This window comes from Oceanobacillus jeddahensis (assembly GCF_000750635.1).
GTDB classification, from domain to species: Bacteria; Bacillota; Bacilli; order Bacillales; family Amphibacillaceae; genus Oceanobacillus; species Oceanobacillus jeddahense.
In genome coordinates, this window is record NZ_CCDM010000003.1 from 616,792 (window position 1) to 630,413 (window position 13,622).

The 13,622-nt window shown below is 36.2% G+C and carries 12 protein-coding genes; 4 read left to right on the forward strand and 8 right to left on the reverse strand.

The genetic code is table 11. The features are described 5' to 3' along the window. The first annotated feature begins 210 nt into the window (after nt 1-210). Nucleotides 211-1,221, forward strand: coding sequence for a LacI family DNA-binding transcriptional regulator (locus BN986_RS16265; RefSeq protein WP_040981980.1), 1,011 nt, complete (start codon nt 211-213; stop codon nt 1,219-1,221). A 166-nt stretch (nt 1,222-1,387) separates the two neighbouring features. Here BN986_RS16265 and BN986_RS16270 read toward each other — a convergent pair whose 3' ends face one another. From BN986_RS16270 to BN986_RS16300, 7 genes are all read right to left on the reverse strand, one after another. Continuing rightward, nucleotides 1,388-1,564, reverse strand: coding sequence for a sporulation YhaL family protein (locus tag BN986_RS16270; RefSeq protein WP_040981982.1), 177 nt, complete (start codon nt 1,562-1,564; stop codon nt 1,388-1,390). Nucleotides 1,565-1,704: 140 nt separating this feature from the next. Next, nucleotides 1,705-2,649, reverse strand: coding sequence for a 3'-5' exoribonuclease YhaM (yhaM, locus tag BN986_RS16275; RefSeq protein WP_040981984.1), 945 nt, complete (start codon nt 2,647-2,649; stop codon nt 1,705-1,707). A 31-nt stretch (nt 2,650-2,680) separates the two neighbouring features. Beyond that, on the reverse strand, nt 2,681-5,623 hold the full coding sequence (locus BN986_RS16280; RefSeq protein ID WP_040981985.1) for an ATP-binding protein: 2,943 nt from the start codon (nt 5,621-5,623) through the stop codon (nt 2,681-2,683). Continuing rightward, nucleotides 5,620-6,834, reverse strand: coding sequence for a metallophosphoesterase family protein (locus BN986_RS16285; RefSeq protein WP_052400836.1), 1,215 nt, complete (start codon nt 6,832-6,834; stop codon nt 5,620-5,622). The genes BN986_RS16280 and BN986_RS16285 overlap by 4 nt, the downstream gene beginning before the upstream one ends. Before the next feature lie 128 nt (nt 6,835-6,962). Beyond that, nucleotides 6,963-7,262 (reverse strand): metal-sensing transcriptional repressor, encoded by a 300-nt coding sequence (locus BN986_RS16290; protein ID WP_040981987.1) that lies wholly within the window; start codon nt 7,260-7,262, stop codon nt 6,963-6,965. 1,010 nt (nt 7,263-8,272) lie between these two features. Beyond that, on the reverse strand, nt 8,273-9,526 hold the full coding sequence (locus BN986_RS16295) for an ABC transporter permease (protein WP_040981988.1): 1,254 nt from the start codon (nt 9,524-9,526) through the stop codon (nt 8,273-8,275). After that, nucleotides 9,519-10,415, reverse strand: coding sequence for an ABC transporter ATP-binding protein (locus BN986_RS16300; protein WP_040981989.1), 897 nt, complete (start codon nt 10,413-10,415; stop codon nt 9,519-9,521). The genes BN986_RS16295 and BN986_RS16300 overlap by 8 nt, the downstream gene beginning before the upstream one ends. 205 nt (nt 10,416-10,620) lie before the next feature. Between BN986_RS16300 and BN986_RS16305 the strand changes: the two genes are divergently transcribed. Beyond that, nucleotides 10,621-10,806 carry a YhzD family protein gene (locus BN986_RS16305; RefSeq protein ID WP_040981990.1) on the forward strand — a complete coding sequence of 62 codons (186 nt, stop codon included), beginning with the start codon at nt 10,621-10,623 and terminating at the stop codon, nt 10,804-10,806. 49 nt (nt 10,807-10,855) lie between these two features. Here the strand turns inward: BN986_RS16305 and BN986_RS16310 are convergent, their stop codons facing one another. Continuing rightward, entirely contained in the window at nt 10,856-11,203 is a 348-nt protein-coding gene (locus BN986_RS16310; RefSeq protein ID WP_040981992.1) for a YlbF/YmcA family competence regulator, read from the reverse strand. 273 nt (nt 11,204-11,476) lie between these two features. Between BN986_RS16310 and BN986_RS16315 the strand changes: the two genes are divergently transcribed. Both BN986_RS16315 and BN986_RS16320 read left to right on the forward strand, forming a co-directional pair. Further along, nucleotides 11,477-12,370, forward strand: a complete 894-nt coding sequence (locus BN986_RS16315; RefSeq protein WP_052400837.1) for a PucR family transcriptional regulator — start codon at nt 11,477-11,479, stop codon at nt 12,368-12,370. A gap of 121 nt (nt 12,371-12,491) precedes the next feature. Further along, nucleotides 12,492-13,589 carry an ABC transporter ATP-binding protein gene (locus BN986_RS16320; RefSeq protein WP_040981994.1) on the forward strand — a complete coding sequence of 366 codons (1,098 nt, stop codon included), beginning with the start codon at nt 12,492-12,494 and terminating at the stop codon, nt 13,587-13,589. Nucleotides 13,590-13,622: the final 33 nt, after the last annotated feature.

Genomic DNA, 13,622 nt, shown 5'->3' on the forward strand with positions numbered 1-13,622 from the left:
TCAAAAATTTATTTTCAAACTTATTCTTTTGTATATTCATTCCAAGAAAAAATATTTTTCCAAAAGGTTAATCGTTTAACTCTTTACTGAATTATATATTGTAAGCGGAACCATGTCAACTGCAAATTTGCATTTTTATTCGTTGCTTGAATCTCATGATTATATGGGGTAATATGAAATCGTTAAAGAACGGAGGATAAAAGAGATACTATGAAAAAAGAAGGAATCACCATGAAGGATATTGCCAGAGAAGCAAATGTTTCTGTAGCAACGGTTTCCCATGTTATTAATAATACAAAAAATATTTCTCAAGCAACGCGCAAGAAGGTAATGTCCATTACTGAAAAATATAATTATACGCCCAATTATTCTGCTAAAAACTTAAGGCAGCAATCTACTAAAACAGTTGCTCTTGTTATTTCAAGCCATCCGGACGCTTTTGTAACCGAAATGATTTTCGCTATTGAAGAGCGGGCTGCGGAAATGGATTATAATCTATTGTTAGTGAATACAAAAGAGCATAGTGAATATGAAGAAAAAACGATTAACTTGCTTCATTCCAATTTAGTGGATGGTATTATATTATCGCCGACTTCGGGAGACATTCAATACTTGCAAAACTACACAAAGGATAAATTTCCAATTGTCATGGTGAACCGTTATGATGACTCCATTGAAAGTATCTCAAGGGTAACGGGAGACAACTTTCAACTAGGTTATGATGCGACCATGCATCTACTCGACCATGGACATGAAAAAATAGGATTTATTTATACATACCCTGATGTTTCTACAACGGAAGATCGGATCAAAGGACACCATGAGGCTTTAAAACAGGCAAATATCCCTTTTGATCAGGAATTAATCATTCAAGGTTTTGCCCATATTGATGGAGGAGCTGCTGCTACGAAAGAATTATTAATGAAAAATAACAGAATTACTGCACTATTTATTCAAAATGATTTAATGACAATCGGAGCTTTAGACGCAATAAAGGAAATGTATTTAAGGATTCCTGATGATATTGCTATTATTGGCTTTGGAGAATTTTCAGCTTCGCATATTATTGATCCATCCATAACAACTATTGTTTTACCACCAGAAACAATCGGAAAAACAGCGTTCGATATATTATTAAATAAAATGAATAATCCTGATTATATGAATCATGTTGAATTACCACCTTTTATGAACATTAGAAAATCCTGTGGCTGTCAATAAAACGAAACTTCATTTAGTGGGAGTTTTACGGGCGCTTCTCCGTGATAAGCTCTTTTTCATTTCCCATTAGAAAAACTCCCCTTCAACCGTTTTTCTTAACTCCTTTCCTAAAGTGTAAAAAAGCACTATATTATCCATTTACACCATGGATAATATAGTGCTTCTCTTATTGTTCTCTTCTTTTCATCCGCTCTTTTTGAATACGTTCCATGTATATTTTACCTTCACGTTCAATAAACTGCCTATCCAGCTTTCTCTCAGCTAAAAAAGCACGTATTGCCATATATCCACTAAATAAAATTAACAGAATCACTGCAAAGACCCAAATTGGAATTGAGCTCATCTTATATCCCCCTTGTCCACTCCTTACTAGATATATATGAACAAGTGCATAGAAAATGACATAATCTTCGCTTTGATTTTATGGATTCTTTATTTGATACGATAATATTCTGATGCAGCAAAATACCATAAGGATATGCTCTACTCAAAGGAAGGCTTATAAAAGGAACGATTGTCCATCGCAAAGAGCCGTTCTGTAAATTCTCCCGGCTGAATCTTGTCTAACGCTTTATCCAGCATATTCATTTTTGCATCAATTAAGTCAATAATATGCAACAGCTCCGCTTCTTTAACCATTGGAGGCTTCGGGCTGCCCCATTCTGCTTTTCCATGATGACTTAAAATCAAATGCTGTAAGATAAGTACCTCTTCTTCTCCTTCCACTTGTAGCTCCTTCGCCATTTCCGCTATCTCTTCTACCATAATTGTAATATGACCAAGCAATTTCCCTTCTAGTGTATACGTTGTTGACACAACACCAGATAATTCCTTTATTTTTCCAATATCATGTAAAATAATACCTGCATATAATAAGTCTTTATTGATGGTAGGATACAATTCATGAAGCTGACGTGCAATCCCCAGCATGCTGACTATATGATATGCCAGCCCTGATGCGACATCATGATGATTTTTTGCAGCAGCAGGATAGATAAGCAAATCATGTTGATATTTTTTCACAAACCCACGTACAATCCGCTGTAAAGTTGGATTTTTCATTTCAAAAATGGCTTCTGTCAGCTTTGCTCCAAGCTCTTCTTGACCTAGCGGAGCCTTGCCAACAAAATCACTTACTTGTACCTGGTCTGTCGGTTTAGATAAGCGAATAGAATGAATACGCAATTGATTTTTTCCACGAAATTGATTAATTTCTCCTGTCACATAAATAACCTGCTCCGCAATCAAATTCGCTTCATCCTCTTTCGTCGCATCCCACAACTTTGCTTCTAACTCTCCAGACTCATCTCGCAGCATTAATGTTAAAAATGGTTTTCCATTGCTTGTTGTCCCCTTCGTAGCTTCATTTATTAATAAAAACCCTTCAAATTTATCGCCTACTGTTAAATGAGCAATTCCTTTTTTCATTTTATTATTCCCCCTTCCAAATCAAGCTTTATCATAAATTCAAATGAATCATACCGTCATTTGCAGCTTCGGCCAGATCTCTATGACATGTAAATAATATCACTTGTTGTTGTTCCGTCAATCGCTTCAATACCCGTTGCATTCTTTCTGTACGTTTCCAATCAAAATGCACAAACGCGTCGTCCATAAGAAATGGCAAACCAGATGCTTTTGACATTACTTCATTAATAGCTAATCTCAAGGAAATATAAAGCTGGTCTTTAGTTCCTTGAGAAAGCTCCTCTACACGAAACCGCTGTTTTTTCTTACTGTTTTCTACCTTAAAATGCTGTTCCGATGCTGGTGAATATATTGTATCATATTGATCTGCAGTGATCTCTTTAAAATAAATTTGTGCGGTTTCAATAACAAGCGTCAAATATTTATCTTTGTATTGATTTTTAGCAGCAGCGAGCATCCGTAAAGCTGTTTTTTGTACAGCCCACGTTTTTACCATACTCTCTAATTCTTCCTTTTCCATTGCAAGTTGGTGCATTTGCAGCGATATATCTTCTGCTGATTCCAACTGTTCGATACGTAATTTTTGCTCTGCCTGCATACTTTTTAATTGTTCTAATTCTTCTTCATAATCCGCTAGTGCTAATTCCAGCTTTTTTTTATTTTTATAATGGTGATCAACTTCTAATGACTCCTCTATCAATTCTTGATGCCATTTTTCCGGGAGCATTATTTGGATTCTTTCTCTTAACTCGTCTTGACGAGCATACAGTTTATTATACTGTTCTTTTCTAGCTTGTTTTTTAAAATAGATTTCTTCTGAATCTACTCCGGCTGCTTTTAACAGTTTATCCTGTTCTTCTCTGTAACGATCTTTTTTTTGTTTTAAAACAAACTGTTTATTTTTTGCTTCTTTTATAAATTGAGCTAATTGCTGAAGCTCATACTGATACTGCTGTTCTTGCTGCTGTGCCTTCTCTAATATGAGCATCATTTCTTCCAGACGAGTTTCACTATCTAGTCCTCTTTCCTCGAACCAATCTTTCACCTGATCATAAAATTGATCTATCCGTTCTTTTACTCTATCTAACTCTAATTTCAAATTCTGCTTTTCCGTGTTTAGCTGAAGTAGCTTTTGCATTAAATGATAGATATCTTGCCAATAAAACACGTCGGTAGAATGTAAAAATGAAAACTGATTTTGTTGATCAATGATCTTTTCCTCTATACTATTTTGCTGCTCTATTAAATCAGCCCTTACGGTGTCATTCACTTCGATTTGGTGCACGGTTTGCTGAAATGCATCATCCAAGGTATAAACTTTGTCGCGCAATGCTTGCTGCCCTGCTAAAATTTCCTGTGCTTCCAGGTATTCCGTTTCTGTCACATCCACTTCCTGTCCGGAATGATTTGCCTGCCAGCCTTCCTGCTCCTGTTTTAATTTTTGAATACGTTTTTGTTGTACATGCCAAAAATAAAAAACACCGATTCCACTTACGAGACTTAATAAAAATAACCAGGGCATGCTTCCAATGTACCCCATCAAGGCTGCCGCTAAAGCGATTGTTACTCCTGCCATGATACCTATTCTCTCTTGCTTTACTTTCTCCTGAATCATTCGACCGAACATCTGATGCATATATTCCCGCTGTCTATTATCCTGATGATTACTCTGTTGGTAAGCTTGTATCCGCTGCTTTAATTCATCTACATGTACATCAGCGAGCAGTTCTTTATTTAATTTCTTCTGTTCTTCCTGAAGTCGTGATTTTTCCTGCATCAGTTGTTCTTTTTTCTGACTATTATCAGAGATACGCTGTTGTATGTGTTCCTGTTCTTTCCGCAAGGTCATCCATTCTTTTTCAAGATAAAAAGGAAGCTCCAATTGTTCCAGGTCCTCTGCGCCTATGCGGATCTGTTTCTCCTGGATCATTCCTGTTATTTCCCTGACCTTATAGGTATAATCTTGCTCTAACGTTTTTTGACGTTCCATCAGTAATGTTATTTCTGCTTTTTGGTTTAAAAGTTGATTTAATTTCTCTCTTTCATCTTCCTGCAAAGAAACCGTTTCAAGATCTTGTTTTTTTTCAGTATAGGTTTCTAGCGTATCCTTGTGAGATCGAAGCTCTCTATCGATATGATCTATATCTGCACGTATAGACTTTATTTGTTCGTGATGATCTAATGGAAAATCACGGACATCTGCAAGTTCCTCCAGCTCCCTGGAAACCCGAAGCATTTCTTTTCGGATGGGAAGTATTTGTTCCATCAGTTTTTCTTTTTCAAGCTGTTCATTGGTCTCTGCAATTTGTTCTTTTTTTAAATGATGTTTATTCTCCAGCGTATGAATTTTTTCTATCTGTGCTTTATATGTTTTTTCCAGCTGCTTATTTTCTCCTACTTGCTTATCCTTCGCACGTAATTCCATTAATTTTTCATTAATTACGGGCTTGGTGCCAGATGGTTTAAATTGTTTTTGTAACGACGCCTGCAGCTTCTTCTCCACTTTATAAACGGCTGCTGAACCTGTTAAACCAACACTTAATAGCAGCTCACTTATGTCCGTCTCATTCATATGCTGCAACTCAGCTAAATCTTGATTAGAAAAGGAATAAATGGATTGAAAGGTTTCTGCATTCATATTTCCTAAAAAATTTTCGAACCAGGATGCATCTCTTTCCGCTCCTTTACTGTCAACGTACCTGACCTTCGTTGTATCCAATCGTTCTACCAAAATGTTTCCTTCAGAAGGATGATCAATGATCATCCTTCCCCCCAGCTTGCTGCTTGTCTTCGGTCGATAAAAATCACTTTTCTTTTTCGTCATTCCGAAAAGCATATATAAAATAAACTGATGTAAAGTTGTTTTCCCAGATTCATTTTCACCGAGAAGGGTTATCAGATTGGAATCGGAGAAAGAGAATGTCTTATCAACCCACCTACCGAACCCATAAATCGTAATTTCCTTTATTTTCACTTTGTTCTCTCCTTTCGTAATAACGAATTTAGCAATTGATAAGCATCTGCTTTAATATCTTGCTCTTCTTCGTTAGATAAGGAAGACAAAAATCTACGTGCGTCTCTGTGGTGATAAATCTCGTGTATTCCTTCTTGTATAAATGCTGTATCCATTTCTTCTAAAATATCTTTTAAAAAGTCATCAGTGAGTTGGGTTGATTCCTCTTCAAAAGCAACCTGATATTGGTAGATATACTGCCATGGAAATGTCTCCACCAGGGATTCATTGATTACTTCCATTAATTCTTGTAAGATCGCCTCATCTGGTGTAAAAGGTTCATTTTCTTTAACTACTAACTTTAAATACAATAAACTGGGTACACTATATGCTGGTAATTGCTTCATAATAGCTTTTTCTGCCTGAGAGGGTGTAAGACAATCCTGGATATCGACCTCAACTTCTTCATAACGGATTGCCTGGAGCGGTAAAAATGTTTGGGTTGCCTGATGTTTATTTAAAGTGACCAGATAACAGCCCTTTTCTCCTGTCTCCTTTCGATGTCTTCCTTGTATATTGCCAGGGTAAACAATTGGCGGATTGGTATAAAGCTGCTGCCGTTTATGTATATGACCTAATGCCCAATAATCCATGCCTTTATTTAATAAATCCTTAATTTGGAATGGCGCATAGGAATCATGCTCTGTATTTGTTGCCACACTGCCATGCAGCATAGCAATATGAAATGGAAATTCTTTATCTGTCAACTCGTATTCTGGAGATTTATTTTCATATACTCCTCTATTTTCATAACTAAATCCATATATAGCTGCCATTGCATCGCCATCTTTATAAAAAGGAATCCACGTTACTGATTCATCCAAAAAAACGTGGACGTTTTCAGGGTATTCCACCTTAAAGGAATCACCTTTCATAAAATCGTGATTTCCATAAGATAAAAATACATCGATATTTTCATTTGCCAACCGTTCGAAGGCTCTTCGCAGTCTTATTTGCGCTTTTAGACTTTGTGATTCATGGTCGTATAAATCGCCTGCTAATAAAACAAAGTCCACTTGATGTTCAATCGCCTGATCAATCAGATGGTCTAAAGCAGTAAACGTACTCTCCTGAATTTCTTTAAATATATTAGCCGGTACTCGTCTTAATCCTTTAAATAGACTATCTAAATGTAAATCAGCTGCATGAATAAAAGTAACTGCAGATTTCACTATCCCCACTCCCAATTTCATGATATCCTTATTTTAACAGACGCAATAACAGAATGCACGTTCTATTCGTTGCTCTTTTTCGGAAAATAAAAAAGCCTACAATGCGTGTAGACTTTTAACATCTTCTTCTATTTTGTAAACTGATGAAGTACATCCATAAGCTCATCAATGGCTTCATCGCCTTCTCCTGACTTCACAGCATCACTGACGCAATGCTTCACGTGGCGTTCAGCTACTTCAAATCCTACACGTTTTAACGCAGAGTTGATAGCGCTGATTTGGACAAGAATATCCACACAATATCTATCTTCGTCAATCATTTTTTGAATGCCACGTACTTGACCTTCAATACGTTTTAATCGATTCGTAACTGCTTTTTTTTCTGCTTCTGTTCTCGGTTTCAATGTGTGTTCATGTAAGGAATCCATCGTATCCCTCCTTTATCTTCACCTTTAAAATACCACCCCTCCGTATATATGTCAATAAAAAAGCTCGAATTTAAAAGGGGTTCGAATTACCATAATAGGTCTTATGATTTAACTATACCACAATCATAATGGTTTTCATTTATAATAGTGCGTGTTCAAAAAGTTACCAATGATTTCAGATAGATAAGTCAGCAGCAATACTTTTCAATTGGAAACTTTTTGAACATCCTCTAATATGGATTATCCACTATTATTTTATACTTGTTACTCAACTTTCTCACTTTAAAAAATTACTTCATATCAGTAGGTACACGTGTTAATTGTTCCTTCAATAAAAAGAATAGCAGGTGAAATGTAAAGCACCGCTTCGGCGGACCGTTTTGCTTTCCGACGTACAACGGTTTTGATGGGGCGAGTAATCGCAGCCCCAACCCCTGGACGTTGCGACTTTAGTCTTCCTAGGGGCACGCTCTTCAGCTAACTTTTGCCAAGAAGAGCACTTGGCAAAAGTAGATCTTCAGATGGTGCTGATCCCTCAGGAGTCAAAACGGTCCGCCTCCGCTAGTAAGGTGTTCTATTCGTGGAATAGTTGAACAAATAAAAGGTAGATCAGACAGAAGAGATTTTTTGTTGTGCATAGTAAAATGATCAGCAATAATTTCTTTCTGTGCAAGAAAGCTATTCCTCATGTTAACTATCCATGCTGTTTTGATTCGAACTGCTAAACCAACCTTTTACAATAATGGAATGATCGTGTCATCAAGCGATAGATATACTATTTCGTCCACCCCAACAGAATGTTATTTCTTTCATTCGCTGTAGAATCCTATCTAAGCGGAGTGGTTGGCCGGAGCGGAAGCTATACACTATCATTAGTTCAAAAAAAGCTGATTTAATCAAAAAATAATGAAGAACTTGATAGGCAAGATATATATGCTTATTCCTTGGTGCAGAAACTGAGCTTATTATAAATTGTTTCTGCTTAATATAAACTAAAGAATTTTTGAAAGCTATTCTTTTTTCGATAAATTTATGGCTCGTTTTAAATCTTTTAGAGAACCTGACTTACCGTACATCAATACGCCGCCTTTATAAACACGTGCTGCCAAAGCTGCAAATAAAGCAATTGTTATAACAAGAATGCCGATGGACAAGGCAATTTCCCAAAACGGAATATTAAGCATGCCGATACGTAAAAACATAATCATCGGCGCAAAGAACGGAATATACGATGTAACTGTAATTAATGTTGTATCCGGCATACTCAACCCCATCATGGCAAGAACAAACGCAACAACAATAACCATAATCATCGGGGTAATTAACTGGTTTACATCTTCAATTCGACTTACTAAGGAACCAAGCATAGCTGCTAAAGTTGCATACAGGAAATACCCTAATAAGAAGAAAATAATCGCATAGATGTAGATAACCGGATCATTATTCGTCAATCCCATGACTTCAAAGAATTCTCCTGCCATCGAATCTGCATTTGCCTGAATCGCAAAATAACCTCCGCCAAGCAGGATAATAATTTGGGTCAACCCTAAAAAGGCAATGCCGATAATTTTAGCGAACATATGCATAATCGGTGGAGCACTAGAGATAAGAAGCTCCATTACCCGGGAGGATTTTTCTGTTGCTACGTCTGTAGCAATCATTTGCCCATAGATCAAAACAGTCATATACAGAATAAATAGCATCACATATACTAAGCCTCTTGATTGATTCATCTCTTCCGCAGTCCGAGCACTGTCATCCAGCTGCTCCGTTTGCAATGTTACTGGAGCATAAATCGTATCTAATGTTTGCTGGTCTATTCCTGCTTCCTGCGTCCCTACAATTACCTTCAACTGTTGCAGGATTTGTTCAATCTCTATCTGTTCCCCAGTGTCCGAAATTCGATTGGCATAATAATCTCCTTCAGGCAAATTATTTTCATCGGTTGTTATGACAAGCAACCCATCAAATTTTTCGTCTGTTACAGACTGTTTTGCCTCTTCCTCGGTTCCTTCAAAATGTTCAAAGGCAACTCCAGTTCCTTCACTAATTCCATCTTCTTGCAAATATTCCATATAAATTCCAGATTCATCAATGACAGCTATTTGCTCAGATTCATCTTCGCCTGAAAACATATTAATAATCGAAGGCAGGTTAGCCAATCCAATAATAATTGCCAAGGTAATAGCTGTTGTAATAATAAATGATTTCGATTTCACTCTGGAAAAATAAGTGTGACCAACAATTGTCCAGAACCTATTCATAGGAAGCACCTACCTTTGCAATAAAGATGTCATTTAAAGAAGGTTCTTCTATTTCAAATTTCCGAACAAAACCCTTCCCTTGCAAGCTTGAAAAAATATCCTGTGCTATGTTTTCATCCTCAATTTGTAATGCACATCCATCCGGCATTTCTTTATAAGAGGCTACTCCGCGGTAATCTTTTAAAAATTCCGTTGAAAAATCGCCACGGATATTCAAATTTTTCTTTCCAAACGCTTGTTTTATTTCTCGTAATGAACCATGAACAACAGGCGTTCCTTTTTGCAGAATACATATATGCTCGCACATTTCCTCTACGTGCTCCATCTGGTGGGAAGAGAAAACGATTGAAGTGCCTTGATTTTTTAATTCTTTGACAGCACCTTTCAACATCTCTACATTGACCGGATCTAATCCGGAAAATGGTTCATCTAATATTAACAGCTTAGGCTCATGAATCACAGCAGAAATAAATTGTATTTTCTGCTGATTCCCTTTTGATAATTCCTGAACTTTTTTATCCAAATATTCCGGCACTTTAAATCGTTCTAACCACTCATCCAGTTTGATCAGAATATCCTGTTTTTTCATGCCCCGAAGACGTCCTAAATATATAATTTGCTCTTTAACCGTCAGTTTTGGATACAATCCTCTTTCTTCTGGTAAATAACCAATTAAATGGCTTTCATTGTATGAAATAGCCCCTCCCTGCCATGTAATTTCTCCTGATGTTTTATCAAGCAATCCCAGAATCATTCGAAATGTGGTAGTTTTACCAGCTCCGTTACCACCTAAAAAACCAAACATTTCACTTTCCGGGATTTCCAGAGATAGATTGTCTACCGCAGTATGATTTCCAAATCGCTTGGTTACATTTGTTAATTTCAGCACATACCTCTCTCCCTTCCTTTTGTATTACGTTAAAGAATAGAAAATGTTTCATTTATTATATCAGTTTATTCCTTTTAATTCCTTTATTCACTAACTTATAGTTAAGAATTTAAAAATGAATTAATATTCATTTATATTGCAGCATACCCATCCTTGTTTTACAATAAAGTTATAAAGCGATTTCATTTTATAAGGAGGACGTGAATTGGCTACGTATTATTTAACGGTATTTTCAAAAGATGGCGAAAAGTTACTTGATGAACATTTTGATGCTTCTGCTGATTCAGAAGCGAAAAAAATAGGAACGGATAAACTTTCTAAAAAAGGCTACTTAGAACATACGCATCGTTGTGTCAGTCCCAGTGCTAAGCTAGTACTTTTTCATCGCTAAAAAAACCGCCGCTGCACATTTTTAGCATCGGCGGTTTTAGTATTTTCATTTACTCAGCAGCACCATAAAGTTCTTCTAATGGTTTTGTAATAGTTTGAGAGATCTCATTAATTACATTGTTTAATTTTTGCTCTTCTTCCATCAATTTTGAGATTGCGTCATGCTGTTGGACAGTCTCAACGATTTGTCGTGCTTTTTCAATTTCTTCTTCAGAAATATCTAAGCCTTGCATATGCTTTTCTTGTAAGTTTAATTGTGTTTCACGAAAGTTTTCAAACATTTGCTTTGCAATTTCATCAGACATTACTGCATCATAAGCTTGTTTTAAATCTTGAAATTCCTGACTTTCACGAAGTGCTTGTTCTAATTGATTTGCTTGTTCTTGTAAATTTGCCATTAATTTAATTCCTCCTTCATCGTCTCTTGCTACTATAACAAAGCTATCAACGGATGTATAGCCATATCTATTTGATGGTTGTTAAAAAATTCATATTCGCTTGTCTGTTACTTATACAATAATCTGAGGAGCCTAGTTGAGCTTTCTTTAAAATCATCTTTTTTATGCTTTCCCTCATGTAAAAAAATAACTTTAAGTGTTTTTGATAGTATAATAAAGACACGTTTTTATTTTTAAAAGAATTTCTTTAACAACAGAAAAGGAGGTTTACGATTGGACTTACAACGACTGAAGAAGCTTTATCCAAGTATGGTAGAGTTCTCAAAAAAGAAAAAAGATACACTCCCTGATTTTAATTGGTATCAATTTCAAAACAGAATTATCGGTATTGCTAAACAAGAATTAACGGAGAGAGATAAAATGCTTTTAGATACTTTCCTGACTCCTTACTATATTCAATTACCCGCTCAAACAATAAAAGAAAAAAAGTGGGAGGAACGTATTCAGGAAAGGAATGATCAAAATCTCGGGAGAGACGGCCGTTACCGGTTTATTTTTTTTAAAATTGAAAAAGGACCGTTTGATGCAACGATATTTAAGGAAACATTACAAGCATTTTTCAGATCGGATGTATCCATTTTATGGAACACCTCAAATGAAGGTTTTATTATCGAGGAGCCGAACAGCTTTTTGGAAGAAGATTTAACGTACCACCATATTGCAGATACGTTAATGAGTGAGTTGTATGTAAAAATCATGCTCTTCATCGGTCCCTATTTAGAAAATGATAAGGAATTAGATGATTATATACAACAGCTGACCCAAATGGCGGAGCTCAGCTTTCGGAAAACGGATACCTCTGTTATTGACTATACCGAAGTATATCCTTTTTTTCTTATTGAAACACTCTCTCCAAAACAGCGTGAACAATTAAGTGAATGGATTTTAAAGGAGTTTTCAACAGATTCGGAAGCTTTAGAAACCATCCGGATGTTTATCCAATGTAATTTAAATGCTACTGAAACTGCAAAAAAATTATATATTCACAGAAATAGCTTACAATATCGTCTCGATAAATTTTATGAAAGTACAGGCATTGACGTAAAGCAATTTGATAAAGCATTCACTGTTTATTTAGCCATTTTAGCAAACATGCACAATAGATAAAGATAATTTTGTGCAAGCTCCCCATATTGTTTTTATCGTTTTTTCAGTAAAATAAAACCAAGTTAAAAAACGCTTTCATTTATATGATTTTAACCTAAAACATTTTGGAGGAGATGTATGTATGGCTGAATTAAAACTGGAGCATATTCAAAAGAAATATGATAAAGAGGTATTGGCAGTAGAGGATTTCAACTTACATATTCAGGATAAGGAGTTTATTGTATTTGTTGGTCCATCAGGATGTGGGAAATCGACAACACTCCGCATGATTGCCGGTTTGGAAGAAATTTCTGCTGGAGAATTGTATATTGATGAAAAGTTAATGAATGATGTTTCACCAAAAGATCGTGATATTGCAATGGTATTCCAAAATTACGCCTTATATCCGCATATGAATGTATATGATAATATGGCTTTTGGGCTTAAACTGCGAAAATTTAAAAAAGAAGAAATTAAAGAACGTGTCGATCAAGCGGCTAAAATTTTAGGATTGGAAGCATACTTAGATAGAAAACCCAAAGCACTGTCTGGGGGTCAAAGACAGCGTGTCGCCTTAGGGCGCGCAATTGTCCGGGATGCGAAGGTTTTCTTAATGGATGAGCCTTTATCCAACTTGGATGCGAAATTACGTGTACAAATGCGGGCAGAAATTCAAAAGCTTCACCAGCGTCTGCAAACCACAACAATTTATGTGACCCATGATCAAACAGAAGCAATGACTATGGCTACAAGATTAGTTGTGATGAAAGATGGTGTTATCCAGCAGGTCGGAGCACCAAAAGATGTATACGACTTACCAGAAAACATCTTTGTCGGCGGTTTTATTGGTTCGCCGTCAATGAACTTTTTTACAGGTACGCTTGAAGGAGACAGGTTTAAAGTTGGTGGCAATTCCTTTTTAATCCCTGAACCAAAGCTTGCACCTTTGAAAGAACAAAATTATGAAGGAAAAGAAGTCGTTATCGGAGTACGCCCCGAAGATATTCATGATGAGTTAGTTTTCTTAGAATCATCTCCTAATTCAAAAATTGAAGCAAAAATTGAAGTTGCTGAGCTGATGGGAGCAGAATCTATTCTTTATTCCAGTATCGATGGGCAAGAATTTGTTGCCCGTGTAGACTCCCGTACAGATGTACAAGGTGGAGACTATTTAGAGCTTTCCTTCGACATGAATAAAGTTCACTTCTTTGATAAAGAAAATGAACAGCGGATACGTTAATATGCATTTCCTCAAATATTAGTAAAAGGGGAA

Coding starts and splice junctions, on each gene's coding strand:
- BN986_RS16265 (WP_040981980.1), top strand. CDS start 211: ATGAAAAAAGAAGGAATCACCATGAAGGATATTGCCAGAGAAGCAAAT.
- BN986_RS16270 (WP_040981982.1), bottom strand. CDS start 1,564: ATGAGCTCAATTCCAATTTGGGTCTTTGCAGTGATTCTGTTAATTTTA.
- yhaM (WP_040981984.1), bottom strand. CDS start 2,649: ATGAAAAAAGGAATTGCTCATTTAACAGTAGGCGATAAATTTGAAGGG.
- BN986_RS16290 (WP_040981987.1), bottom strand. CDS start 7,262: ATGGATTCCTTACATGAACACACATTGAAACCGAGAACAGAAGCAGAA.
- BN986_RS16295 (WP_040981988.1), bottom strand. CDS start 9,526: ATGAATAGGTTCTGGACAATTGTTGGTCACACTTATTTTTCCAGAGTG.
- BN986_RS16310 (WP_040981992.1), bottom strand. CDS start 11,203: ATGGCAAATTTACAAGAACAAGCAAATCAATTAGAACAAGCACTTCGT.
- BN986_RS16320 (WP_040981994.1), top strand. CDS start 12,492: ATGGCTGAATTAAAACTGGAGCATATTCAAAAGAAATATGATAAAGAG.